This is a genomic window from Plantactinospora sp. DSM 117369, from assembly GCF_053764795.1.
The window spans coordinates 1,472,134-1,496,779 of the sequence record NZ_CM132446.1 but is presented as its reverse complement, the minus strand read 5'-3'; the positions used below and the strand labels follow the sequence as shown (position 1 = coordinate 1,496,779).

At 73.4% G+C, this 24,646-nt stretch carries 20 protein-coding genes; 9 read left to right on the top strand and 11 right to left on the bottom strand.

Translation table 11 applies throughout. The features are described 5' to 3' along the window. Window positions 1–7: 7 nt before the first annotated feature. Together ACSMXO_RS06830 and ACSMXO_RS06825 are read right to left on the bottom strand one after the other, a co-directional pair. The gene (locus ACSMXO_RS06830; protein ID WP_455417079.1) at window positions 8–742 is read right to left on the bottom strand and encodes a response regulator transcription factor; all 735 of its coding nucleotides are present in this window, start codon (window positions 740–742) and stop codon (window positions 8–10) included. Beyond that, window positions 730–2,130, bottom strand: coding sequence for a sensor histidine kinase (locus ACSMXO_RS06825; protein ID WP_455417078.1), 1,401 nt, complete (start codon window positions 2,128–2,130; stop codon window positions 730–732). Before ACSMXO_RS06825 ends, ACSMXO_RS06830 begins: the two co-directional genes overlap by 13 nt. A 130-nt stretch (window positions 2,131–2,260) precedes the next feature. On the opposite strand from ACSMXO_RS06825, the gene ACSMXO_RS06820 reads away from it, so the two are divergent. The 5 genes from ACSMXO_RS06820 to ACSMXO_RS06800 all read left to right on the top strand — a co-directional run bounded on the left by ACSMXO_RS06820 (window position 2,261) and on the right by ACSMXO_RS06800 (window position 6,897). Beyond that, window positions 2,261–3,160: an ABC transporter ATP-binding protein gene (locus ACSMXO_RS06820; protein WP_455417077.1), complete on the top strand. Its 900-nt coding sequence runs from the start codon at window positions 2,261–2,263 to the stop codon at window positions 3,158–3,160. After that, a complete protein-coding gene (locus ACSMXO_RS06815; protein ID WP_455417076.1) occupies window positions 3,157–3,990 on the top strand; it encodes an ABC transporter permease in 834 nt (277 codons plus the stop codon). The genes ACSMXO_RS06820 and ACSMXO_RS06815 overlap by 4 nt, the downstream gene beginning before the upstream one ends. Before the next feature lies 1 nt (window position 3,991). Next, entirely contained in the window at window positions 3,992–4,801 is an 810-nt protein-coding gene (locus tag ACSMXO_RS06810) for a YqeB family protein (protein WP_455417075.1), read from the top strand. Between the two features lie 98 nt (window positions 4,802–4,899). Then, window positions 4,900–6,132, top strand: coding sequence for a serine hydrolase domain-containing protein (locus ACSMXO_RS06805; RefSeq protein WP_346259463.1), 1,233 nt, complete (start codon window positions 4,900–4,902; stop codon window positions 6,130–6,132). A gap of 132 nt (window positions 6,133–6,264) precedes the next feature. Continuing rightward, a complete protein-coding gene (locus tag ACSMXO_RS06800) occupies window positions 6,265–6,897 on the top strand; it encodes a hypothetical protein (protein WP_346259464.1) in 633 nt (210 codons plus the stop codon). 13 nt (window positions 6,898–6,910) lie between these two features. Here the strand turns inward: ACSMXO_RS06800 and ACSMXO_RS06795 are convergent, their stop codons facing one another. Together ACSMXO_RS06795 and ACSMXO_RS06790 are read right to left on the bottom strand one after the other, a co-directional pair. Further along, the gene (locus tag ACSMXO_RS06795; protein WP_455417074.1) at window positions 6,911–8,083 is read right to left on the bottom strand and encodes a hypothetical protein; all 1,173 of its coding nucleotides are present in this window, start codon (window positions 8,081–8,083) and stop codon (window positions 6,911–6,913) included. Between the two features lie 946 nt (window positions 8,084–9,029). After that, the gene (locus tag ACSMXO_RS06790; protein WP_346259466.1) at window positions 9,030–9,551 is read right to left on the bottom strand and encodes a hypothetical protein; all 522 of its coding nucleotides are present in this window, start codon (window positions 9,549–9,551) and stop codon (window positions 9,030–9,032) included. 606 nt (window positions 9,552–10,157) lie between these two features. Between ACSMXO_RS06790 and ACSMXO_RS06785 the strand changes: the two genes are divergently transcribed. After that, window positions 10,158–10,694 (top strand): roadblock/LC7 domain-containing protein, encoded by a 537-nt coding sequence (locus ACSMXO_RS06785; protein ID WP_346259467.1) that lies wholly within the window; start codon window positions 10,158–10,160, stop codon window positions 10,692–10,694. Window positions 10,695–10,793: 99 nt separating this feature from the next. On the opposite strand, the gene groEL is transcribed toward ACSMXO_RS06785, so the two are convergent. Genes groEL through ACSMXO_RS06770 form a run of 3 tightly spaced genes read right to left on the bottom strand, consistent with a single transcriptional unit; the run spans window position 10,794 to window position 15,030 of the window. After that, complete coding sequence (gene groEL, locus ACSMXO_RS06780; RefSeq protein WP_455417073.1) at window positions 10,794–13,154, bottom strand: chaperonin GroEL; 2,361 nt, start codon at window positions 13,152–13,154, stop codon at window positions 10,794–10,796. Beyond that, on the bottom strand, window positions 13,144–13,656 hold the full coding sequence (locus ACSMXO_RS06775; RefSeq protein ID WP_346259469.1) for a hypothetical protein: 513 nt from the start codon (window positions 13,654–13,656) through the stop codon (window positions 13,144–13,146). The genes groEL and ACSMXO_RS06775 overlap by 11 nt, the downstream gene beginning before the upstream one ends. Before the next feature lie 57 nt (window positions 13,657–13,713). Beyond that, entirely contained in the window at window positions 13,714–15,030 is a 1,317-nt protein-coding gene (locus tag ACSMXO_RS06770) for an MFS transporter (RefSeq protein WP_455417072.1), read from the bottom strand. A gap of 157 nt (window positions 15,031–15,187) precedes the next feature. On the opposite strand from ACSMXO_RS06770, the gene ACSMXO_RS06765 reads away from it, so the two are divergent. Next, window positions 15,188–16,234, top strand: a complete 1,047-nt coding sequence (locus ACSMXO_RS06765; protein WP_455419186.1) for a GlxA family transcriptional regulator — start codon at window positions 15,188–15,190, stop codon at window positions 16,232–16,234. A gap of 71 nt (window positions 16,235–16,305) precedes the next feature. Here ACSMXO_RS06765 and ACSMXO_RS06760 read toward each other — a convergent pair whose 3' ends face one another. Then, entirely contained in the window at window positions 16,306–17,877 is a 1,572-nt protein-coding gene (locus tag ACSMXO_RS06760) for a PQQ-dependent sugar dehydrogenase (RefSeq protein WP_455417071.1), read from the bottom strand. A gap of 89 nt (window positions 17,878–17,966) precedes the next feature. Next, window positions 17,967–18,437, bottom strand: coding sequence for a hypothetical protein (locus tag ACSMXO_RS06755; RefSeq protein ID WP_346259472.1), 471 nt, complete (start codon window positions 18,435–18,437; stop codon window positions 17,967–17,969). Window positions 18,438–18,545: 108 nt separating this feature from the next. Here ACSMXO_RS06755 and ACSMXO_RS06750 point away from each other — a divergent pair, with 108 nt between their 5' ends. Continuing rightward, window positions 18,546–20,756, top strand: coding sequence for an Hsp70 family protein (locus ACSMXO_RS06750; RefSeq protein WP_455417070.1), 2,211 nt, complete (start codon window positions 18,546–18,548; stop codon window positions 20,754–20,756). Between the two features lie 21 nt (window positions 20,757–20,777). Here the strand turns inward: ACSMXO_RS06750 and ACSMXO_RS06745 are convergent, their stop codons facing one another. Both ACSMXO_RS06745 and ACSMXO_RS06740 read right to left on the bottom strand, forming a co-directional pair. Next, window positions 20,778–22,733, bottom strand: a complete 1,956-nt coding sequence (locus ACSMXO_RS06745; RefSeq protein WP_455417069.1) for a hypothetical protein — start codon at window positions 22,731–22,733, stop codon at window positions 20,778–20,780. Window positions 22,734–22,735: 2 nt separating this feature from the next. Then, complete coding sequence (locus ACSMXO_RS06740) at window positions 22,736–24,268, bottom strand: magnesium chelatase (RefSeq protein WP_455417068.1); 1,533 nt, start codon at window positions 24,266–24,268, stop codon at window positions 22,736–22,738. A 97-nt stretch (window positions 24,269–24,365) separates the two neighbouring features. Between ACSMXO_RS06740 and ACSMXO_RS06735 the strand changes: the two genes are divergently transcribed. Next, window positions 24,366–24,563, top strand: coding sequence for a hypothetical protein (locus tag ACSMXO_RS06735; RefSeq protein WP_346259475.1), 198 nt, complete (start codon window positions 24,366–24,368; stop codon window positions 24,561–24,563). Window positions 24,564–24,646: the final 83 nt, after the last annotated feature.

Genomic DNA, 24,646 nt, shown 5'->3' with positions numbered 1-24,646 from the left:
CGCCCGGTCAGACCAGCTCGGCGTCGTGCACGAGCAGGGCCACCTGGACCCGGTTGGTCAGCTCCAGCTTGGTCAGTAGCCGGGAGACGTACGCCTTCACCGTCGCCACGCTCATGAACAGCGCGGCGGAGATCTCCGCGTTGGACCAGCCCCGCCCGATCGCGACCGCGACCTCCCGCTCCCGGGCGCTCAGCCCGGCGAGCAGGCGTACCGCGCGGTCCCGCCGGAGGTCGGCGTCCCGCCGGGCCGGCGTACCCGCGCCGGTCACGTGCGCGATCAGCTTGCGGGTGACCGTCGGGGAGAGCGTCGCCTCGCCGGCCGCGACCCGGCCGATCGACGCGACGATCTCGGCCGGCGGGGTGTCCTTGAGCAGGAAGCCGCTGGCACCGGCCCGCAACGCCCGCAGCACGTACTCGTCGACGTCGAACGTGGTCAGCACCAGCACCTCCGGCGGGTGTGGCAGCCGGCGGAGCGCCTCGGTGGCGGCCAGCCCATCCATCCGGGGCATCCGGATGTCCATCAGCACCACGTCGGGGCGGTGTGCGGCCACCGCCGGCAGCACCTCGCTGCCGTCGGCCACCTCGCCGACCACCAGCAGCTCCGGCACACCGCCGAGGATCATCGACAGACCGGCCCGGACCAGCGCGTCGTCGTCGACGATCAGCACCCGTACCGGACCGGCCGGCGGCTCCGGCCGCGATCCCGACACCGGATCGACGTGTCCCCCGCTCACGATGGCCACGGTAGCCAGGCCGCCAGCCGGAAGTCACCCGAGTCGGTACGCCCGTGCTCCAGCCACCCGCCGAGCAGCGCAATCCGTTCACCGAGCCCGACCAGGCCGGTGCCGGTACCCGGGATCCGGGGTCCGGTCGGCTGGCCGACCGGCCACCGGTTGCGTACCTCGATGCTGAGCCCCAGCCCCGGCCGTCCCCGCGCGGTCACCAGCACACTGGTCCCGGGGGCGTGCTTGCGGGCGTTGGTCAGCCCCTCCTGCACGATCCGGTACGCCCCCCGCCCGACCCCGGCCGGCGCGGTCTCCGTGCCGGTCAACTCGGTACGCAGGTCCACCCGCATGCCCGCCTCCCGGGACTCGGCCACCAGGGCCGGCAGGTCGTCCAGGGTCGGCTGCGGCCGCTCCGGCGCCCGGGCCGGCGGAACGGGCGGGTCCGGCTCGCCGGCCGCCGGCAGCGGCACCGGCGGATACGGCGGGTCCGGCGGGTACGCCTTCGGCGCCGCACCCCAGACGCCGGAGACCGGCACCGGCTCGACCGCCTGGTCCTGCTCCGCCCCGCCCTCCGGCGGGTCCTCCCGGAGCACGCTGATCACCTCGCGCAGGTCCTGCAACGCCTGGTGGGCGCTGGTCCGGATCACCCCGGCCGCCCGGGCGATCTCCTCCGGCGGCGCGTCGGGCCGGAACTCCAGCGCCCCGGCGTGCAGGCTGAGCAGCGAGATCCGGTGCGCGAGCACGTCGTGCATCTCACCGGCGATCCGGGTCCGTTCCAGCCGCCGGGCCGCCTCGACCCGCAACCGCTGCTCCGCCTCCGCCCGGTACGCCCGGTCCCGCCAGGAGAGCACGAGCTGCCGTCGGGCCCGGATGAACATCCCCCAGGCCAGCACCGAGGCGGTCAGTACCCCGCTGAGCGCCATCCCGATCCACGGCCCGTCGGCCGGGTCGGGATTCCGGTACTCGTAGAGCACCGCGACCCCAAGGTGGGCCGCGACCAGCGGGCCGGCCACCGAGAGCGGCCGGTGCACCACCAGGGTCAGCAGGATGATCAGCGTGGCGATCCCGGACGGGGTGGAGAAGAGCGCCACCGGCAGGGCGGCGGCGGCCAGCGCGACCGGCCAGCGGCGGCGTACCCAGAGCGCGAGGCAGAGCGCGGTGCTCAGTACCGCGTCGATCGCGACCGCGAGTTCCGAGTCGGCCCGGTCCGCCACCAGGGTCGGCTGCGGGCGCAGCACATCCCAGAAGGCGATGAACGCGTACCCGGAGGCGATCAGGAAGCAGATCGTGTCGACGATCCAGTCCCGGGTCGACCGGCGGGGCCGGGGACGGCCGGTGGCCAGGTCGGCGGTCAGGGTGGCCGGCAGCAGCCAGGGATGCTCGGGGCGCGCCGCCACACCAGTCATCAGCCCACTGTACGAACCGGCGCCGGCACCGGACACCGACCAAAGTCGAGGTCTCGAAATAGCCGAAGGTCGCCGGGGATGGACTCCGGGCCGCAGCGCCCGACCGGCCGGCCCCGGCAGGCTCGACCGCATGATTGCCGTCGAACACCTGACGAAACGGTACGGCCGGCACACCGCGGTCGACGACGTCTCGTTCCGCTGCGAACCGGGCACCGTGACCGGTTTCCTCGGCCCGAACGGGGCCGGCAAGTCCACCACCATGCGGATGATCTGCGGTTTCACCCCGCCGACCGCCGGCACCGCCACGGTCGAGTCGGTCGACTACCGCCGGTTGCCGAACCCGGGCCGGCGGGTCGGGCTGCTGCTCGACGCCGGTGCGCAGCACCCGGGCCGGTCCGGGCGGGAGACGTTGATGCTCTCGGCCCGCACCATCGGGGTCTCCCGGCGCCGGGTCGACGAGTGCCTTGACCAGGTCGGGTTGAACGCGGTCGCGGCCCGGCGACGGGTCCGGGCGTACTCGCTGGGGATGCGCCAGCGGCTCGGCCTGGCGCAGGCACTGCTCGGCGACCCCCGGGTGCTGATCCTGGACGAGCCGGCGAACGGCCTCGACCCGGAGGGGATCTTCTGGATGCGCGGCCTGCTGCGCGACTTCGCCGACCGGGGCGGCACGGTGCTGCTCTCCTCGCACCTGCTCCGCGAGGTCGAGGCGGTGGCCGACCGGCTGGTGGTGATCGGTGCCGGCCGAGTGGTCGCGCAGGGCAGCAAGGACGAGTTGCTGGCCGGCGCGGGCGCGCTGGTCCGGTCCCGCGACCCGGAGGCGCTGCGCGGCGCCCTGGACCGGGCCGGGCTGCCGGTGCGGTCCAGCACCGACGGCGGCCTGCTGGTCGGGGCCGACCCCGGCGCCGTCGGGCAGGCCGCCGCCGACGCCGGCGTGGCGCTGCTGGAACTCCGGCCGGCGGAGAGCGCCGGCCTGGAGCAGATCTTCCTGACCCTGACCGCTGGCGACTCCGTCCGGGAGGCCGTGCAATGACCATCGACGCCACTTCGAGTACCGACACGTCGCCGCGCACCGGGGCCGACCGTGGCTCCGGCGCGCACCGCCCGGACGGCGCCGGCCGGCCGACGCTGCTCCGGCTGACCCTGGTCGAGCTGCGCAAACTCGCCGACACCCGGGCCGGCTACTGGTTGTTGATCACCATCGGCCTGGTCGCGGCGATCATCGTGGCCGTGCTGCTCTTCACCGCGCCCGACCCCGACCAGCGATTCGAGAACTTCTTCGCGTTGTCCCAGATCCCGGTCGGCATCCTGCTGCCGATCCTCGGCATCCTGCTGGTCACCAGCGAGTTCTCCCAGCGCACCGTGCTGACCACCTTCGCGCTGGTGCCGCAGCGGCACCGGGTGGTGGCCGCCAAGCTCGGCGCCGGGGTGGTCGCGGCGCTGATCTCCGTGGCGGCCAGCCTGGCGACGGCGGCGGTCGGCACCGTGCTCGCCGGGCTGGCCGGCGACGGCGGTTCCTGGTCCACCGACGGGTGGGCGTTCGCCGGTGCGGCGGTCTTCCAGGTGGTCAACGTGCTCCTCGGCATCGCGTTCGGCCTGCTGCTCCAGAGCACCCCGCTGGCGATCGTGCTCTCCCTGGTGCTGCCGATCGCCTGGTCCACCCTCGGCGGGATGATCGAGCGGCTGCGCGGTGCCGCCGAGTGGCTGGACACCGGGCTCACCACGGCCGCGCTGGTCGAGCCGCCGAACCCGGGGCACCTCGACGGCGGCCAGTGGGCCCGGCTCGGTGTCTCGGTCGCGGTCTGGGTGCTGGTGCCGCTGGTCGGCGGGCTGATCCGGACGGTACGCCGGGAGGTGTCCTGAGATGACCGCCGACGCGACCCCGCCGGACCGCACCCGGACGCCGTACCGCGCCCCCGCCCCGGGCCGTATCCCGGCGGCGGCGCCCGGCGAGCCGACGGTGGTGGCCGAGCCGGCCGGCCGGGTGGCCCTGGTCTGGATCCTCTGCCCGCCGCTCGGCGCCGCCCTGCTCTGGCTGGTGCAGTTCTCGGCGGGCTGGCTGGCGTCGCTGCGTTGGATCCCGATGCGCGGCCCGTTCATGCTGATCGACGCGGTCGACGAGCCGTGGGCCACCGGTGGGGCCCTGGTCCTCGGCACGCTGGGCGGGCTGCTCCTGGCCGGGATCGCCGCCGCCGAGCGGTTGACGGTCACCGTCGCCGCCGACGGGGTGACCCTGGTGCGGGGCACCGCCACCCGGCGGATCCGCCGGGACGAGATCACCGGGGCGTTCCGGGACGGCAAGCGGCTCGTCCTGCTCGGGCCCGCCGCCGAGGAGCTGGCCCGGGAGCCGTCGGACCTGCCGGCCGACCGGCTCCGGGCCGCCTTCGAGGCGTACGGCTACCGCTGGCACGCCGACGGCGACCCGTACCGGACGGACTTCCGGCGCTGGACCGACGGCGGCCCGGAGCTGCCTCCCGGGGCGAACTCGCTGCTCAAGGCCCGGCAACGGGCGCTGGACAAGGGTGACAAGGCGGACGTGGCCGAGTTGCGGAGCGAACTGGTCCCGCTCGGCGTGGTGGTCCGGGACGAGGGCAAGCGGCAGTACTGGCGCCGGACCCGACCACCCGGACAACCCGGGGACGGATCGGTCGGTCGGCCGGCGGAGCCCGGCTGACCAGGTGGCCGACCGTGCCGGCCGGGGGCCGGGGTGTGCCGTGACCGACACCCGGAGGTCGTTGCCGCCCTTTCCGAGCCGGCAGTATGGTTCCGCGAATGAGCCTCCAGCGCAGCGTCGACCCTGACCAGGTCGGCTTCGACCCGGCGAGGCTGGCCCGCGTCGACGACCACTTCGCCCGGTACGTCGACGCGGGGCAGTTGGCCGGTTGGCAGATCGTGGTGACCAGGCGGGGCGAGATCGCCCATTCCTCGACCTACGGGATGCGGGACCGGGAGGCGGGGCTGCCGGTCGAGTCCGACACCCTCTGGCGGATCTACTCGATGACCAAGCCGGTCACCTCGGTCGCCGCGATGATGCTCTGGGAGGAGGGCCGGCTCCAGCTCACCGACGAGATCAGCCGCTGGCTGCCGGAGTTCGCCGACGTCCGGGTCTACGACCGGGGGTCGGCGCTCAAGCCGTACACGGTGCCGGCGGTCGAGCCGATCCGCGTCTGGCACCTGCTCACCCACACCGCCGGGCTGACCTACGGCTTCCTACAGACCTCGGTGGTCGACGGGCTGTACCGGGCCGCCGGGTACGACCTCTACCCCCCGTCGCACTTCGACCTGGCCACCGCCACCGAGGGCCTGGCCCGGCTGCCGCTGCTCTTCCAGCCCGGCGCCGCCTGGGGCTACTCGGTCGCCACCGACGTGCTCGGCCGGCTGGTCGAGGTGGTTTCCGGCCAGTCGCTGGACGTCTTCTTCACCGAACGCATCCTCCGCCCGCTCGGCATGACCGACACCGGCTGGTGGGCCGAGGGCGCCGACGCGGACCGGCTGGCCGCCTGCTACGCCGCGCACCCGACGACCGGCCAGGCGGTCCGGTACGACGAGGTCGGCGCGCTGGCGCGTACGAAGCCGGCCCTGCTCTCCGGCGGTGGCGGCCTGCTCTCCACGGCGGCCGACTACCACCGGTTCACCCAGTTCCTGCTGCGCGGCGGAGAGCTGGACGGGGTACGCCTGCTCGGTCCGCGGACGGTCCGGTTCATGACCCGCAATCACCTCCCGGAGGGGCAGGACCTGGGACGGCTCTCGACCGGCGGGTTCGCGGAAACCACCTTCGACGGGATCGGGTTCGGGCTCGGCTTCGCGGTGGTACTCGATCCGGTGCCGAGCCGCACCCCGAGCAACGCGGGCGAGTTCTACTGGGGCGGCATGGCGAGTACGGCGTTCTGGGTCGACCCGGTCGACGAGGTGACCGCGCTGCTCTTCACCCAGCTCGTCCCCTCCAGCACCCATCCGCTCCGTGCTGAGCTGCGCCAGCTCGTCTACGCGGCCCTGGTCGACTGACCCGGCCCATCCGGCGGGTCGGCCCCGCGTCCCCGTACCGACAGGCGTCGGGTCCAGAAGGGCCGCTCGCCGGGCCATCGGGGTTGGCGGGGCAGGGGTAGCGTGGTTGATCGAATCCGGGGGAGGTTCGCCATGGCGATGAGGGCGAAGCGGGTGAGTCTGCTCGACATCGGGCTCGACTCGTCGTTCGACGCGGCGATGACGTTCGTCCAGTCCACGTTGCAGAACATCAACGCCGAGCACCAGCAGCCGATCGTCGACATCGACTTCGTCCGCTCCCGCGACCCGGACACGGTGCTGACCGCCTTCACCGCCTCCTGCGACGTACTGCACGTGATGGCGCACGGCGACCACAGCAGTACCCCCACCTTCGCCAGCAGCGACGGCCGGACGAAGATCTCGCTGGAGGCGCTGGGCGAGGAGGCGGCCGCCCGGGGCCGGGGCATCTCGGCGCACGCGATCCTCGCGGACGGCTGCCGGACCGGCACCGGCGCCTGGCAGAAGGCGGTCCGGGACTGCCTCCAGGACGAGGTCACCTACATCGGCACCTCGGCACAGATCGGCTGGCACGAGAGCGGCGTCTTCTGCTCCGCCTTCTACGGCGCGCTGTTCCGCAACCGGGGCCGAGGCATGAGCCCGGCCGAGCAGGCCCAGGACGCGGCCGAGCGGGCGATCGAGGCGTACACCCTGCTCACCGACCGGCACTGCCCGTTCCGGGTGCTCACGCTCAGCCCGAGCCGCTGGGCCCGGATGGCGCTGGCCTGATCCTGCCCGCCGGTCAGGCCGCCGATCGGGGGGTCGTCGCCCGGGAGAACCGGCTCGACCCGCCGGCCCGGCGGGTCGGGGCGGGCAGCCGGGAGGTGCCCGGCGGGGCGCCGACCGCCTGCTGCCAGTGTTCCAGCATCGGCAGCAGGTCCCAGCCGACCTCGCGCCGCCGGGACGCGGCGGCGGCGCAGCGGGCCCGCCAGCTCCACTCGCCGAGCTGCCCGGACGGCCCGGTCAACTCCGCGCGCAGGTCGAGCAGAACGTCGACGGAGTGCCGGAACGCGGTTCGGCTCCGTTCGCCGTCCGGCCGGTCGAGCAGCCAGCCCAGGCCCCGGCCGGCACAGGTCGCGCAGTCGCAGTGCCACATCCCGTTGTCCGGGTACCGGCGCATGGTGGCCTCGATTTCGGGCAGCGGGGCGTACGACAGGCATTGCCGGACCACCGCCGACGGTCGGGGTACCCCGACCGGTGGCCGGGATCCGGCGGGCCGGCGCGGATCGAGCCGGCGCAGCGCGGGTTCGGTGCCGATCGCCACCGCGGTCGCCCCGGAGCAGAGCACTCCGAGCACCGGCAGGTCGGCCCGGAGCACCAGCACCGGTACGCCGCAGCCGAGCAACTGGAGCAGCCCCCGCACCGTACTGGCCGGGGTGAACGGGTTCGCCGACTCCTCCACCACCACCGCCACCGGTACGCCGACCGCCGCCACGTAGCGGACCAGGGTCTGTCGGGCGATCCGGTCGGCGAGCCAGCACGGGTGCATCGGCAGCAGCGCGATGGCGTCACCGAGCCGGGCGGCCCGTTCGAGGATCCCGGCCAGGCCGGCGGTGTCGTCCCGGTCCAGGTAACCCGAGTCGGTCAGCACCGGCAGCCCGAGGTCCCGCTGGCAGTCGATCCACCGCGGGTCGAACGGGGCGGCTGCGGGCAGCCGGCCGTCTCCGGCGTACCGGGCCGCGTCGAGCAGCACCGGCCGGCGGTAGTGGTCGACCTCCCGCAGGTGCCGGGCCCGGCCCAGGCAGCCGCGCAGGTTGCCCCGGTCGGCGGTGACGACCAGGCCGCCGCCGCACCGGTCGGCCACCTCGGCCGCCTGGGTGACCTGGCTGGTCCGGCAGTGCAGCAGCAGGCTGCGGTCGAGATCCCCGATCCGCCGCACCGTTCCGCCCGATCGCCCGTCAAGGTCCCGCGCCACGAACCCTCACCCCGCTGATCGTCGTCAAGACATTGATCACCATGAGTGCTTAGATGGTAACTTGACGCAACCGAGGGAGGTAACCGGGGTGCAATTCCTTTGGCAGATTGCGGAAAGTGCCTTGGCCACCGCGACCGGTTCCGGTAACGGAACCCCGCGCCGCCCGGGTGGACGCGCAACTCCGCGCCGACGGGTGACTTTCACCCTCGGCGTGGCCCGCCTCTCGGATCTTTGCGGAAGACTATCGAGCCGCGAGACAGCTACGCGCGACCAGCCCGGACGGCGGTCGGCTCAGAGCACCATCTCTCGCCAGCCCGGGCGCCCACCTAGCCAGGCATCCGCGAGGATGCGCGCGGACGCCTCACCGGGGCACTGTTGCACCTTCGAGCGCCCTTGGGCGCCCCCGACCTGGGCCTCGACTTCCCATCGCTGCCCATCCGTACGAATGTAGACGTCGCGCCGTGAGCGCGGACCCCGATCGCCGTTCCACCAGTGCCGCTCGACTCTCACCCGGTCACGGTATAGCACGGAGAGACCTGCTGGATATCCTCAATAACCAAACCTTGACCTCCCGGTTATCGTCCGGGCCCCGCCGGCGGCTGCCGAAGCCGGACCGATTAGGTGCCGGAGGGTCGGCACCGGGGCGGGCTGGGCCGGCCGTCAACTACGGGGGAAGGTGACGGCCGTACTGCGGGCGCCCGCCCCGGGGCCTGTCCGGGTCGGCCACCGACGACGTCGCGCCGGTGACCGACCTCCACCGGCCCGCCGCCACGTCGGCGGAGGGCGGCCCGCCGGCGTCGGGTCGCGCGGCGGACCGACCAGCGAAGCATGTCGTCACCCCGGGTCCCGATGTCGGACAATCCGTCCGCTTAGCCCGAAACCACCGACGACGGCCCGGCACCGCGCACGGGCGTCCCCCGGAGCCGGTCCCGCACCGGGCGGCCCGTCATCCGCCGGCCGCCCGGAGAATCTCGGTACGCCCCACCGGGGCCGGCCAGACCTGCAACAGGTAGTCCTCCACCCGGCCGGCGACGGGCCGGCCGACGCAGAAATGCCGCCCCCGGGCGTGCACCCGGATCCGGTAGCTGCCCGCGCCACGGAAGCTGACCCGGGGAAAGTCGGTACCGCCGCCGCGCGCCGACCGGACGTGCGACTGGCCGACCTCGGTCCGGTACGAGATCTCGACCGCGTCGTCCCAGCCGGCCGTCTCCGCCGCCGGCCGTTCGGCGTGCAGCTCGACGGTGAGGTTGACCCAGCCGCCGCCGCAGCCGGTACGCACCAGCATGGCTCCCTCGGTCACTCCCACCAGGCCGTTGTCCCGGGCGTTGGCCTGCCAGTGCCAGCGTGGCGGCGGATCGGGATCGGTCAGGCAGAAGAAGGACCGGGCGACGCGTACGACCCCGGCACAGACCCACATCGCGTCGGTCACCCGGTATTCGAGCAGCGACCCCGCCCCGAGGGGTATCAACGTCGCTCACCCGTTCCACGTAGGGCGGTGATGGGCAGCACCGCGCTTCTCCCCGCATCAGCGCATCAGACAGTTGTATTCGTAAATGTCTTCCCTTGCACTCTGACACAGCACCTCGATGCCGTCCACTCGCGTCCCGTGATGACCTGGGAAGCGCACGTGCATTTGCGGTTTGCAGACGCCACGTGCAATCACACTCCGTTTTGGTCACTGTGCGCAGTGATGTGATGCGTAGAACGACCGCCCATGCCGCGCAACATCGGTCGTATCGCCCTGTTCCCTCGCGGACGGGTCAACAGTAAGTTAGCTGCACAGACAAATACCTGTCTCGCGAGATGCAACTTGCACCACGGCATGCCACTCTCCCCCGAGGAGCAACTCGCGCGTCAGACCGGCCGCCGCCCACATTCGCCGTCCAGCGGTGACGGCACTACGGGCAGTGACGTTCACACCAAGAATGGAGGCGCTGTCAGTGGCGAAGCACCAGCTGATCCGGCCGCTGAGTTCCCGCGCGGGCAAGGAAGCCATCCGTCATGCTGCTCCGGCCTGCCCCCAGGTTGACCTCGCATCCGCCCCGCGCCACGCGCGCCAGGTCGAGGAGCGGTGATGACCGTGACGCAGTTCCAGGACGCCAGAGGGGACCTGTTCGACAGCCCGCTGCCCCGGCGTTCTCCAGGGGCCCGGCTGGACAGCGGCGGCGAGGAGGCCCTGCCCGAGAGCGCCTTCGACCAACCGGGTCCCGGCGCCGCCGGCCAGCCCCGGTCCGGCCAGTCGGCCGTACACGCCGAGTTGGGTGTGCTCCGGGACCGGGTGCCCGGAGTACGCGGTGCCGTGCTCGCCGGCATCGACGGGCGACTCCTCGTGCACGACCTCACCGCCGGCCCCGAGCCGCTCGACCTCGCCGCGCTCGCGGCGACCACCTTCGGGCTCGGTCGGCAGTGCGGCCTGACGCTCCAACAGGGTCCGCTGCGCGAACTGACGGTCCACAGCCACCAGGGCTACTTCACGGTGTACGGGGTGAGCGACCAGGTGTTGCTCGCCGTGCTCGGCGACGACCGGTTGAACGTGTCGTGGCTGCACCTGGAGGCGGGACCGGTCGCCGAACGGATCGCTGACCTGCTGCACGTCGGCGGCACCACGTAGCAGCATGGGCTGGGGCCGGCGCAGGGCAAGCCCTGCGCCGGCCACCCGCCAACTCCCGCTCCACCCGCCGGCCGAATCCCCCACCGGCCCCGGACGCGGTCAGCCGATCATCAGGTAGCGGGTCACCACCCCGGCCGCGGCGGTGACCGCCTGGCGCAGCGTCGCGGCGGCGTCCACGATGCCGGCGTCCAGCGCGGTGACGTACGTCCCGGCCACCACGTCGAAGGTGACCCCCGGACCACGGCGGCACAGGTCGGCCGGTCCGGCCTCCGGGTCCCGCCCCGCGTTGCGCATCAACTCCTCGTACGGCGCGACCAGCGCGTCGACCACCACCGCGTAGCCGAGCGCCTCGTCACCGCCGGGCGGCAGCCGGGGCCCGATCCGACCGGCGACGGTCAGCAGGGCCGCCCCGCCGCCGGGGACGAGTCCCCACTCGACGGCCGCCTTGGCGTTGCGTACCGCGTCGTCGATCTGCCGCTTGCGCTTCTTGAGCTGCCCCTCGGTCGACTCGCCGACCCGGATCACCGCCACCCCGCCGCCCAGCCGGGCCAGCCGCTCCCGCAGCAGTTCCCGGTCCTGCCCGGCCGCCTGCCGCGCCAACTCGGCCCGCAGCTCCTGCACCCGGCGCCGGGCCAGGTCCGGATCGCCGGCCCCGTCCACCAGCGTGGTGTCCCGGCGAGTGGTGATCACCTTTCGGGCACCACCCAGCACCTGCGCGGTGGCGGCGGCGAGCCCGCCCTCGGCGTCGCCGACCACCTGCGCCCCGGTGAGCAGCGCCAGGTCCGCCATCACGGTGCAGCGCTCCTCGTCCGGCCAGGGCAGCCGGACCGCGACCGAGTTGAGGGTGTGCCGCATCTTGCCGACGATCAGCGCGGTCAGGGCGGCGTCCCGGACGTCCCGGGCGAAGACCGCCAGCGGCCGCCCGGACCGGCCGACCTCGTCCAGCAGCGGCTGTAACTCCGGTACGGCGGAGAGCCGCTGGTCGACGATGAGGATCGACGGATCGTCCAGCACGGCCTCGGCCTCCTCGGGGTCGGTCACGAAGTACGGCGAGACGTGCCCGGCCGGCACCCTCGTCCCCCTGGTGAGTTCGAGTTCGAGCCCGAAGAGGTTGCTCTCCTCGACGATCACCACGCCGTCCTTGCCGACCCGCTCCATCGCGGTGGCCAGCAGGTCGCCGATCACCTCGTCGCCGGAGGCGATCGTGGAGACCATCCTGAGCTGCTCCTTCGTCTCCACCGGCACCGTCAGGTCGCCGAGTTCGGCGAGGACCGCCAGGGCGGCCGACTCGATCCCCCGGCACAGCGCCACCGGGTTGGCGCCGGCCCGCAACGCCGCCGAGGCACCGTCCAGCATGGCCTGGGCCAGTACCACGGTGGTGGTGGCGCCGTCGCCGACCCGGTGCCGTACCCCCTCCACCAGTTCCCGGACATAGCTGGCGCCGATCGCGTCCCGGGTGTCGTACGCGGTGAACAGCCGTACCACGCTCGCCGCGTCGGCCAGCTCGTGGTAGGCCCCGGAGGCGTCCTCGACCAGTACCCGCCGGCCGAGCGGCCCGAAGGTACGCCGTACCAGATCGGCGCCGGCCCGGAAGCCGCGGGCGACGATCGCCTGGTGCCGGTTGAAGTTGCTGGGCCGGGGCACTGCCGCGACGGTCTCCTTGACCACCCCGCCCGGCCGGCCCTCGCCGGTCCCGGGCAGGTTGGCCGTCGGCGGGACGGTGGCCAGATAGATGTGCGGCTCGGCGTTGTACGCGCTCCACTTCGGCTTCTGGTCCGGCCGGCGGCGGACCACCCCGTCGTGGACGTACCGGAACAGCTCGTCGACGCCGACCCGGCCGTCGCCGTCCAGGTCGGCACCGCCGGTGGCCAGCCCCTCCAGCAGCACGTCGGTGAAGATCGAGCCACGGGGCGCGGACTCGACCAGGCCGTCGGACTCGAAGGCGTACTCGTAGCTGTCGCAGGCGCTGATCACCACGTACCCCCGGCCGACCTGGCCTTCCAGCGCACCCTGCGGCGCGCCCTTGAAGCCCTCGGCGAACGCACCGGCGAAACAGCAGTCCAGCACCAGGACCTTGGCGGCGGCCCGGCACGCCTCCAGTTGCTCGTTGACGAAGGAGCGGGAGATGGCGGTGCTGGCCGGTCGGGTCCGCACGGTGTTGGCGGCGGCGAAGTAGAGCCGGTGGAACGGGTCGACGATGCCGTGGCAGGAGAAGTAGAGCAGCACCAGGTCGTCGTTGACCCGGTCGGTGAGCAGGTCCTCGATCTCCCGGCGTACCTCCTGGTCGGAGGCGTCCTGCAGGGTGCGCACGGTGAAGTTGCCCACCGACGGGTCCTCCAGCACCGCCGCCAGCCGTTCCACGTCCTGCTCGGGAGCCCGGAGCTGGTCCAGCGACGGGTCGTCGTACTCGCCGACCGCGACCAGCAGCGCGTAACGGCCGGCCGGCGGGTTAATCCGCACCGGGGCCGGGGCCGCTCTGTGTCGGCGGCACGCCGAGCCACTCGACCACCATCTGCTCGGTGTCCTCGCTGGGCGCGCTGATCGTCAGGGTGCGCCGGCCGTCCCGCAGGGTGATCCGCCGGGCGGCGCCGCGTTCGAGGAAGGCGACCGCGACCTGGGCCAGCGCCGCGACGGTGCTGGCCGAGAAGAGGCCGGTGACCACGAGCTCGGCCAGTGATCCGGCGGCACCGCCCTTGCGGGCGAACGCGCCGGTGCCGCCGAACCCGCCGAGGTCGGACAGGTCGCCGCGACCGGGCACTCCGCCGAGTTCGGGCGGTGCGTGCGGGTCGGGCGGCGTGTCGGGGTCGGGCGGGACCGTCGGATCGTCGACACCGGGCCGGACGACGTGCAGGATCGTCCGGGTGTGCAGCTCCCGAGCCAGCGCGGAGGCGGATTCGGCGTCGCCGCGCGCGCTACCGGGGACCGGCCCGGAAACCACCAGGGTGAGCACACCAGCATTCATAGAGTAATGGTGTCGTAACCATGAGTAATCTCCTGTCGGGTTACCGACACTGTCCCGTCAGCCTGCTGACACCGGTGCCCCGGATCGTCCGGCCAGCGAAGTGGCGGGGGCGGCGGGCGCGTCCGGCTCGCCGGGCTGGCCCGGGCGGCGGCGCAGCAGGATCGAGAAGGCCGCGGCGGCGGCGCAGAGCGCCCCGGCGGCGTACCAGGCCAGGGTGTAGCTGCCGAGCTGGTCCCGGATCAGCCCGGCGCCGGTGGCCGCCACCGCCGCCCCGACCTGGTGAGCGGCGAAGACCCAGCCGAACACCACGGCAGCGCTGGCCCCGAAGTACTCCCGGCACAGCGCCACCGTCGGCGGCACGGTGGCCACCCAGTCCAGCCCGTAGAAGATCACGAATACCAGCATGCTCGGCTCGGTCGAGCCGCTGAACAGGCTCGGCAGCACCAGCAGCGACAGCCCGCGCAGCGCGTAGTAGCCGGCGAGCAGCACCCGGCTGTCGAACCGGTCGGTCAGCCAGCCCGACGCGATGGTGCCGGCGATGTCGAAGAGCCCGACCAGGGCAAGCAGGCCGGCGGCGGCGGTCTCGGTCATCCCGTGGTCGTGTGCGGCCGGGATGAAGTGCGTACCGACCAGGCCGTTCGTCGAGGCGCCGCAGATCGCGAAGCCGCCGGCGAGCAGCCAGAACGCCGGGGTCCGGGCCGCGGTGCGCAGCGCCCGGAGCGCCCGGGAGGCCGCCCCGCCGGTCCGGACCGGCGCCGGCACGACCTCGGTCGCACCGTAGGGCGGCAGCCCGAGATCCGCCGGGTGGTCCCGGAGCAGCCACCCCACCAGGGGTACGACGGCCAGCGCCGAGCCGGCCACCACCAGCGCGGCGGTCCGCCAGCCGTACGCCTCGACCAGGTTCGCCAGCAGCGGCAGGAAGACGAGTTGCCCGGCGGCGCCACCGGCGGTGAGTACCCCGGTGACCAGTCCCCGGCGCTTGACGAACCACCGCCCGGCCACCGTGGCCACGAAGGCGAGCGCCATCGACCCGGTACCCAGCCCGACCAGTACGCCCCAGCAGAGGATCAGCTCCGCGCTGGTCCGCATGAACACGGTCAGCCCGCTGCCGGCGGCGACCAGCGTCAGCGCGGCCGCCACCACCCGCCGGATGCCGAACCGGTCCATCAGGGCGGCGGCGAACGGTGCGGTCAGCCCGAACAGCAGCAGGTTGACCGAGACCGCGGCCGAGATGGTGGCCAGCGGCCAGCCGAACTCCGCGTGCAGCGGATGCAGCAGGACGGATGGGGTGGCCCGGAACCCGGCGGCGCCGACCAGCGCGACGAAGGCGACGGCGGCGACCACCCAGGCGGGGTGCAGGCGGCGGGAGCTCACCCGACGAGTCTGCGGGCCGGCGGGACCCCCGGACGAGTGGCCGGAAAGCCATGATGCGCAAGAATTGGGCCAACACGACGGGAGAGCGGAGCAGCGGGTGACCATCATCACGCCGGCGGGTACGCCGCCGGAGAACTCCTCGGACGCACGCCCGGGCATGGGCACGTCGGGTCAGGGCCGCACCGGCCGCCGGTCGACATCGGCACCGCCCCGGCCGCACCGGATCGTGGTGCTCGCCCTGGACTCGGTGGTGGGACTGGACCTCGGCACCCCGGCCCAGGTCTTCGGCACCGCCCGGGACACTGACGAGGAGCCCCTCTACACCGTCACCACCTGCACCTCCGGCGGCCGGCCGGTACGCAGCACCGCCGGGTTCCAGGTGCTGCCCGACCACGGGCTGGAGATCCTGGCCGACGCCGACACCATCGTGCTGCCCGGCATCCACGACGGCCCGCCGCTGACCGACGGCACCGTCGACCCGGAGATTCGCGCGGCGCTACGCGAGGCGCACGACCGGGGCGTACGGATCATGTCGATCTGCACCGGGGCGTTCGTCCTCGCCGCCGCCGGACTGCTGGACGACCGGGTCGCCACCACCCACTGGGCGTACGCCAACCGGTTCCGCCGGTTCCACCCGCGGGTCCGGCTCGATCCCGAGGTGCTCTTCGTGGACGACGGCGACCTGCTCACCTCGGCCGGGGTGGCCGCCGGCCTCGACCTGTGCCTGCACGTCATCCGGACCGACCACGGCAGCGGGGTCGCCAACCGGTCCGCCCGGCGCTGCGTGGTGCCCTCCTGGCGGGACGGCGGGCAGGCGCAGTACATCGAACGACCGCTGCCGGACGCGGCGGAGACCGGCACCGGCCGGACCAGGGACTGGATCCAGCACCGGCTGCACGAGCCGCTGACCCTGCCGCAGATGGCCGCGCACGCCAGCATGAGCGTCCGGACCTTCACCCGGCGGTTCCGCGAGGAGACCGGCCTCAGCCCGGCGCAGTGGCTGCTGCGGCAGCGCACCGAGCATGCCCGGCTGCTGCTGGAGACCACCGATCTCGGCGTCGACCAGGTGGCCCGGCGGTCCGGCTTCGGCACCGCCGCCGCGCTGCGGCAACAGCTCCACCAGCGGATCGGGGTGCCGCCGACCGCCTACCGGCGTACCTTCCGGGCGCCCCGGGCCGTCGGCGTCGACCCGGCCCAGGCGTAGCGAAGGGGCCCCGCTGGTGCGGCGGGGCCCCTCGGCGGATTTCAGCGTTGTGGACGGATCGGCTCGCGGCGTCAGGTGCAGGTGTTGCCGTTGAGGGTGAAGGCGGTCGGTGCCGGGTTCGGGCCGGTGTTCGAGGCGAGGAAGCTGAACTGGACCGTGCCGCCCGGCGCGATGTTCCCGTTCCAGTTGACGTTCCGGGCGGTCACCACCGCGCCGGACTGGCTGCCGGCGGCGTTCCAGAAGGTGCCGGCGCGCTGCGCGGCGGGGAAGGTCCAGCCCACCGTCCAGCCGCTGACCGGCTCGGTGCCGGTGTTGGTGACCGTCACGGTCGCGTTGAAGCCGGTCCCCCACTGCTGGTCGACCCGGTAGCTGATCCGGCAGGCGGCCGGCGGGGCGGTGGTGCCGAACTCGATCTTGTGCAGCTGGCCCGGCAGGTCGTTCACCAGGTACAGCTCGCCGTTGGCGTCCTGGCCGAGGCTGGTCGGCTGGATGGTCAGCTCGGTCAGCGCCCGGGTCTGGTACGCCCCACCGGGGTTGGCCGGGGGCCGCACCACGAACGCCGTACCGGAGCAGTAGTCGGTGGCCAGGTAGGTGCCGGTGGCGATCTCGGCGTACTCCTCGCCCCGGTAGACGTACCCGCCGATCACCGCGCAGCCGTCGGTCGAGGTGCGGTACGAGTAGATCGGCTCGACGTACTCGGCGCCGGCCTGGCAGCGGTCGGGGTTGAAGACCTGCGGCCCCTCCCGGCAGGACCAGCCGAGGTTGGCACCGGCCTGGTCCGCGCCCAGGTGGTCGATCTCCTCGAAGGTGCCCTGCCCGACGTCGGCGATCCAGAGCGAGCCGTCCCCGCCGAGGTCGTGCGAGAACTTCCACGGGTTGCGCAGCCCGTACGTCCAGATCTCCGGCCGGGCGTTCGCGGTGCCCACGAACGGGTTGTCCGCCGGTACGCAGTACGGCCGCCCGTCGCAGGAGCGGTTCACGTCGAGCCGGAGGATCTTGCCGAGCAGGGTGTTCAGGTTCTGCCCCGAGTTGAGTACGTCGTCCGAACCGCCGCCGTCGCCGATGCTCCAGTAGAGGTAGCCGTCCGGGCCGAAGGCGACGTGCCCGCCGTTGTGGTTGGAGAACTCGGCGTGGGCCTGGGTCAGGATCACCTGCTCCCCGTCCGCCGGGATCGGCGTCTGGTCGGCCGCGTCGAGGGTGAACCGGGAGAGCGTGACCGTGCCCTCGGGCAGTGCGGTGTAGGCGACGTACAGGGTCCGGGTCTGCCCGAAGTCCGGCGTGGTGACCAGGCCGAGCAGTCCGCGCTCGTTGCCGGAGGTGTCGACCCGGTCCCTGATGTCGAGCAGCGGGTCCGTCGCCAGCCCGGTGTCCGGGTGGTAGACCCGGATCGTCCCCTGCTTCTCGGCGATCAGCAGCCGGTCGCTGCCGTCGTCGGGGGCGAAGATCGCGGTCGGCCGCTGAAGGCCGAAGGCGAGCTGAGTGGTGCTGACGGTGAGCTGGTCCAGGGGTGGCACGGCAGCCGCCGCCGCCCGGTCCGGGGCGGGCTGTCCGGCGGCGGGTGGCGTGCCGAACGCGACGAGCGGGGCGATCAGGGCGGCCGCGCCGACCAGGCAGAGGCGCCCGACGGATTGACGTCGCAACATATTCACTCCCATCGGTTAACAGGAAGGTAATGCTGCGAACGATCGCTAGATCACGACGTCCCGAAGTGTGGGAACGCTCCCACGCGCAACTACCGGCCGTCGGTACGCATGGCGCGCACCTGTTCGAGGTGCGCCGGCAGGTGGATCCGGCCGTGGATGTCGAGCATCCGCCCCCACGGCAGGGACTCCTCGATGTGCAGCTCGAAGCCCTCCCGCAGATGCGAGTCGACCGGCGTCTCCGCCTCCGGCCCCAGCCGGTCCACCAGCGCGCAGAGCCGCTCGCTGGTGGAGCGCAGCCGGGCGGCCAGCTCGGGCAGCCCGCCGTCGCGCGGCAGCATCGCGTCCACCTGCGGGCGCAGCGTCGACTGCCCGTCGTAGTACGCCCACGGGGAGCCGGCCAGCACCGCTTCGGTCGCCTCGGTCAGCAACTCGTCGTTGGCGGCGAGGTGCACCAGCACCTCCTCGACGGTCAACTCCCCCGGCGGCGGTGGCCCGAACGAGCCCCCGTCGACCTCGGCGAGCAGGTCCGCGTACGCCCGGCGCAGCTCGGCCGTCTCCACCTGGCCAAGTCTAGGGCGGGCCGCGCGCGTCGGACCTGGGTTCGCGGCGGTTGTCGTAAACTCGGCGCCCGAATGGCAGCGGACAGGGTGGTCCACGGGGGGATTTGATTGAGGCCCGAGCTGAATGCCGATGTCGGACGATTCCGGCTGGGCATCGACTTCGGTACATCGAACACGGTCGCCGTACTCGCCTGGCCGGACGGCCGGCTCAGACCGCTGCTCTTCGACGGCGCACCGCTGCTGCCGTCGGCGGTCTGCCTGGACGCCTCCGATGCCCTGCTCGTCGGGCGGGACGCGGTCAACGCCGCACTGTCCTATCCCGACCGCTTCGAGCCATACCCGAAGCGGCGCATCGACGACGGGACGCTGCTGCTCGGCGACACCGAGATCCCGGTCGGCGACGCGATAGCCGCCGTACTGCACCGGGTCGCGGCCGAGGCGTACCGGGTCGCCGGCCGGGCCGCCGCCGAGGTGGTGCTGACCTGTCCGGCCGCCTGGGCGGCACGCCGTCGCGGCGTACTGCGCGACGCGGCGCTCCGGGTCGGGCTACCCGAGCCGCGCCTGGTCCCCGAACCGCTGGCGGCGGCGTTCCACTTCACGGGCCTGCTCGGCACCCGGGTGCCGATCGGCGGTCACCTCCTGGTATACGACTTCGGGGCCGGCACCTTCGACGCGTCCGTGGTACGCCGCACCGCCGACGGGTTCACGGTGGTCGCCACCGAGGGTCTCGCCGACACCGGCGGAGTCGACGTGGACGCGGCCGTCGTCGCGCACCTCGGCGCGGTGCACGGCGAACGCCACCCGGCGAACTGGCAGCGGCTCCGGGATCCGCGTACGCCGGCCGAGCGCCGGCACCACCGACAGCTCTGGGACGGCGTACGGGCGGCCAAGGAGTCGCTGTCCCGGACCGCTTCGGCGCTGGTCCACGTACCGCTGCTGGATCAGGACGCGCCGCTCGGGCGCGAGCAGTTCGAGCAGCTCGCCCGGCCGGTGGTGGACCGGTCCGTCGCCGCAGCCCGCAGTGCGCTGCTGGACGCGGGAGTCGGCTTCGACCAGCTCGCCGGGCTGATCCTGGTCGGCGGAGCGAGCCGGATGCCGATCGTGGCAACCCAACTGCACCGCGTCTTCGGGATCGCGCCGACCGTGCTCGAACAGCCCGAGCTGGTAGTGGCGGAGGGCAGCCTGCTCGCCACCCGCGACGGCGGCGCCGCGAGCCACGGGATCGGCGCCGGCACCAGCGTCGGCACGGGCAGCGCGATCGCCGCCGGCACCAGCATCGTCGCCGGCAACGCCATCGGCGCCAGCGTGGGCGCGGACAACAGTGGCAACGGCGGGAGCGGCGGGGCATCCGGCGGCGGCGCCGAACCGGGACAGCGCGACGGACCGCGAGTCGGCGCCGGCATTCCGGGCCAGCCGGCCGGTCCGGCACCGACGCCGAGCGAGGCGCCTACCGTGGTGATGCGGGCAGTGGTTCCGGCGGGTCCGACACCGCTGACGTCCGCGCCGGCCTCCGACGTCGAGCCGCCGACCACCCGCCGTCACCCGGTCTGGCTGGTGGCGGCCGCCGTCGTCGTCGTGATCACCCTCGCCGTCTCCGGGCTGGTGGTGGGCTGGGACCGGTTCTTCAGGGAGCCGGACGGTGACGGCCAGTTCTCGGCGGACGGCCGAAACACCAGCTCCCTCGGAGTGGCGGACGTGGCCGGCGGGCCGGCCGTGTCCGGTCAGCCCAGCCCAACGGTCAGCACATCTCCGGGGGCCGGCGCGTCCGGGAGTCCCGGAGGGTCGCCACGAACGGGGGCGACCACCACCCGGCCCCGATCCACCGCCGGCAATCCCGGCGGTGGCGCCGCGCCCGGCGGGGGGAACGCACCGGGTGCACCCGCCCCGGCGGCACGGAAGAGTCAGGACGACCCAGAACTCGTCTGTCAATCGGTCGGGATCCGGATGACCCGCAAGTCCGGGTCAGGACCTGGGCCGGAGATCGATCTCGACGGCTGCATCAAGGGTCGGAACGGATGGGCGGCCAACGGCAACGGCGGCGTCTACCTGGGGAACATCCAGGACTACCACGACAGCACGAGCTTCAAGGGTCGGTTGGTGGTCGAGACGTACAAGTGCGATGGCGGGCTCGTCGACCAGACAGACACCGGACTCACCGAACGGCAGGGGAGCAGGCTCAGCGCCACCCTCAACGTCGTCGACAGCTATTCGGGCTCCTTCTACCTCAAAGCCAAGATCACGGGGCTGGAGGTCCGGCTCGACGGCGATGTCTGGACCGGCGGCAGCGACACGGTGACCACCCCCTGCATCGACCTCTGACGCCGGCCGATCTCCGACGGGTCAGCTCCGGCCACGGCGGGCGCGCAGGTAGTCGGAGACCACGTACTCGCCGAGGTCCTCCAGGTCCGGGGTGAAGACCCGGCCGCCGCAGCGCCGCGCCACCGCGTCGACGAACCGGCGCAGCCCGGGATCCTCGCCCAGCATGAACAGGTTCATCGTGGCGCCGTACCGGGTCAGCTTGTCCACCTCGGCGACCGTCAACTGGATGGTCTCCGGCAACGACGGCCAGTTGAACACCCCGCCGCCGAGTTCCGGATCCAGGTGCGCGGTCGGCTCGCCGTCGGTGACCACCAGCACCACCGGCTCGGAACCGGAGTGCCGGCGCAGGTGCCGGCCGGCCAGCATCAGCGCGTGTTGCAGGTTGGTGCCCTGCACCATGTCCGGCTCCACCCCGGCCAGCTCCTGCTGGGTCAGCGGCATCGCCTCCCGGCCGAAGCCGATGATCTGCAACGCGTCCTGCGGGAACCTGGTGGCGACCAGGTGCGACAGCGCCAGCGCGGTCTGCTTCATCGGCCCCCAGCGACCCTCCGAGATCATCGAGAAGGAGAGGTCGACGCAGAGCGCCACCGCCGCCGAGGCGCGCCGCTCGGTCTCCACCACCTCGAAGTCCTCGACCGCCAGCGCCACCGGCACCCCGGCACCGCCGCGCCGGACTGCCCGGCCGAGCGTACGCACCACGTCGAGCGGCTGCTCGTCGCCGTACTCCCAGGGGCGGGACGCGCCGGTCACCTCACCGGCGGCACCGGCCGAGCGCAGGTCGTGCTGCCCCTGCCGGCCACTGCGCAACTCGGCGAAGATCCGGCGCAGCGCCGTACCGCCGAGCCGGCGCAGGGCCTTCGGGCTCAGGGTCAGCCCCTCGGCGCCCCGGGTCACCCAGCCCTGCCGGCGCAGCTCCCGCTCCAGTTCGCGTAGCCGGCGTACGTCGTCGGCGGCGTCCCGGCCCAGATTGCGCTGCACCGACTCCACGTCGATGTCGTCCAGGGTCGCCCCCGGATGCTCCTGGCCGAGCTGGTCCAGCAGGTCGTCCAGGTCGGCGATCTCGCCGAGCGCCCCGGCCGCCTCGCCGTAGCCGAGCGGCTGGTCGCCCCGGACCCGCTCCCGGCGGTCCCAGGCCAGGTCGGGGCGGAGCGAGCGCAGGTTGGCGTCCAGCGCGGAGAGTTGCCCGGCCAACTCCGGGCCGAGCGAGGACTCCATCAGCCGGGACAGCTCCTCGCGCTGGGCCGGCGAGAGCGAGCGCATCAGCCGTTCCCCGGCGGCGGCCCGCCGGGCCAGCGCGTCGACCAGCTCGTCCACCGTCTCCGGGTTCTCCGGGAAGAACTCGCCGTGCCGCCGCATGAACTCGGCGAACGCGTCGGTGGTGTCCTCGCCCCGGTCGTGCCGGGCCAGCAGGTCGTTGAGGTCGCGCAGCATCTCGGAGAGCTGCCGCTGCGCCGCCGGATTCGCGGCACCGCGCATCGCGTCCCGGAGCCCGCTGAACCGCTGCTCCAGCACATCCCGGCGCAGCCCGTCGAGAATCTGCTGGTAGGCGGCCCGGGCCTCGTCGCTGGCCCACTCGTAGCCGGAAAGCTCCTCCACCGCCCGGGCGGTCGACGAGGGCAGGTTGTCCAGCACCGCCTCGGCGAACCGGGCGTTGTCGTCGTCCCGGCCGCGCAGCTCGTCGCGCTCGGCGGCGAGCGCCTGGTCGAGCAGGGCCCGGGCCCGGGTCACCGCGCCGTCCAGGTCACCCCGGCGCAGCGCGTCCCGGCGCATCCGCCGGGCCCGGGCGACCAGGTCGTCCAGGCCGCCCCGGCCCTGCGGGCCGCGCCGGAGCAGGTTGCGTAGCGCCTCGCGCAGGCTGCCGCCGGCCAGCACCTCGGCGCCGACCGAATCCACTGCTGCCCGTACGTCGTAGGGCGGGGCGAGCGGGTCGGGGCCGCCGCGCCAGGAGCCGTACCGGAAGCGGTTTCCGCCGGCCACGCTCAGGCCCAGTCGTCGTCGCGGGTCGAGCGCTCGCCCGGACCACGCTCGCCGGGGCCACGGCCACCGTCGGGGCTGCGCCCGCCGTAGCGGGTACGGCCCTCGTCGGTCACGTCCTTGGCCAGCCGCCGGGTCAGGTGCAGCCCTTCGAGTACGAACTCGATCCCGGCCGCCGCCTCCGCCGGGGTGGGCGCGTCGCCCAGCCCGAGCCGGTCCAGCGCCTTGGCCAGCCCCGGTACGGTGCCGACCTGCCGGAGCAGCTCGGTCGGGCCGACCAGCTCACCGGTTTCGATGATCGCGCCGTCGGCGACCAGCGCGGTGAAGCCGGAGACGTCCAACCCGGCCATCCGGGCCCGGAAGGTCTCGGCGGTGGCGGTCCGAAGCAGGTGACCGAGGATCTCGATCTCCCGGCCCTCCTCGCCGCTCTCGAACTCGACCTTGCCACGCAGGGTGCTGGTCACCGAGACCGCGTCACCGACCCGGGCCACCGGCTCGGTGTCGGCCGGGGCGGCGGGCTGCCCGTCCGGCCCACCGGCGCCGAGCAGCCCGGCCCGGCGCAGTGCGGCGGCCGAGACCGTCTCGGCGGCGGCGATGGCGAACCGGGCCGAGACACCCGAGCGCGGGTCGACGGCCGGGGACTCCCGCACCGCCCGGGCGAACCGGGCCAGCACCTCCAGTACGTGCTCCGGCACGGCCGCGACCAACGCCGCCTCCTGCCGGATCAGGTCCAGCTCCAGCTCCAGGTCGAGCGGGTAGTGGGTGCGGATCTCGGCGCCGAACCGGTCCTTGAGCGGGGTGATGATCCGCCCCCGGTTGGTGTAGTCCTCGGGGTTGGCGCTCGCCACCAGCAGCAGGTCCAGCGGCAGCCGGAGCTGGTAGCCGCGTACCTGGATGTCCCGTTCCTCCAGCACGTTGAGCAGGGCCACCTGGATCCGCTCGGCCAGGTCGGGCAGCTCGTTGACGGCGAAGATGCCCCGGTTGGTCCGGGGTACCAGTCCGAAGTGGATCGTCTCCGGGTCGCCGAGGGTACGCCCCTGGGCCACCCGGATCGGGTCCACGTCGCCGATCAGGTCACCGACGCTGGTGTCCGGGGTGGCGAGCTTCTCGCCGTACCGCATCGACCGGTGCAGCCAGCCGATCGGCAGCTCGTCACCGGACTCCTCGACCGCCCGGCGGGACGCCGGGGTCAGCGGGTGCATCGGGTGCTCGTTCAGCTCGGAACCATGGATCACCGGGGTCCACTCGTCGAGGAGTTGGCCGAGGGCGCGGATCAGCCGGGTCTTGCCCTGGCCGCGCTCGCCGAGCAGCACCATGTCGTGCCCGGCCAGCAGGGCCCGCTCGACCTCGGGGAGCACGGTCTCGTCGTAGCCGACGATGCCGGGGAAGCGGGGTTCGCCGGACCGGAGCCGGGCCAGCAGGTTGTCCCGGAGTTCCTGCTTGACCGTCCGGTACCGGTGCCCGGCGGCGCGCAGCTCGCCGAGGGTGCCGGGAAGCTCGGCCGGCGGGGTCGGTGGGACCTGGGAAATTTCCGTCACGCACCTACGCTAGCTCTCGATCGTGTCGATCGCGGGTCGCCAACGGTCCAGTCAAGATCGATCCGGTACCGTCGGATCCGCTGGAAGGGGGAGGGTTATGAGTACACCGCATGAAAACGGGACGAAACTCGGCATCAGCCTGAGCCTCGGGATCTCACTCGGCGCCTTGGTCGGCCTGCTCCTCGGCCTGCTCCTCGGCAACGTCGCGCTGGGCCTGGCCTTCGGCGCGCTGATCGGGGTGACGTTCGGGACGCTGGTCGGCACCCTCTCGGGAGGCAGCCGCGCCAGGGAGTGACGGCGGCCACCGGCCCCGGGCGACCGCCGATCAAGCCAGTCGCCCGGGGCCGGCGCAGGTCCGGGCCCAGTCGCAGCCGGCGC

Excerpts from the sequence above, each read along its gene's own strand:
- ACSMXO_RS06785 (WP_346259467.1), top strand. The coding sequence starts at position 10,158 with ATGACCGTGACGCAGTTCCAGGACGCCAGAGGGGACCTGTTCGACAGC.
- ACSMXO_RS06760 (WP_455417071.1), bottom strand. The coding sequence starts at position 17,877 with ATGTTGCGACGTCAATCCGTCGGGCGCCTCTGCCTGGTCGGCGCGGCC.
- ACSMXO_RS06775 (WP_346259469.1), bottom strand. The coding sequence starts at position 13,656 with ATGAATGCTGGTGTGCTCACCCTGGTGGTTTCCGGGCCGGTCCCCGGT.
- ACSMXO_RS06820 (WP_455417077.1), top strand. The coding sequence starts at position 2,261 with ATGATTGCCGTCGAACACCTGACGAAACGGTACGGCCGGCACACCGCG.
- ACSMXO_RS06805 (WP_346259463.1), top strand. The coding sequence starts at position 4,900 with ATGAGCCTCCAGCGCAGCGTCGACCCTGACCAGGTCGGCTTCGACCCG.
- ACSMXO_RS06825 (WP_455417078.1), bottom strand. The coding sequence starts at position 2,130 with ATGACTGGTGTGGCGGCGCGCCCCGAGCATCCCTGGCTGCTGCCGGCC.
- ACSMXO_RS06815 (WP_455417076.1), top strand. The coding sequence starts at position 3,157 with ATGACCATCGACGCCACTTCGAGTACCGACACGTCGCCGCGCACCGGG.
- ACSMXO_RS06810 (WP_455417075.1), top strand. The coding sequence starts at position 3,992 with ATGACCGCCGACGCGACCCCGCCGGACCGCACCCGGACGCCGTACCGC.
- ACSMXO_RS06735 (WP_346259475.1), top strand. The coding sequence starts at position 24,366 with ATGAGTACACCGCATGAAAACGGGACGAAACTCGGCATCAGCCTGAGC.
- ACSMXO_RS06765 (WP_455419186.1), top strand. The coding sequence starts at position 15,188 with ATGGGCACGTCGGGTCAGGGCCGCACCGGCCGCCGGTCGACATCGGCA.
- ACSMXO_RS06800 (WP_346259464.1), top strand. The coding sequence starts at position 6,265 with ATGGCGATGAGGGCGAAGCGGGTGAGTCTGCTCGACATCGGGCTCGAC.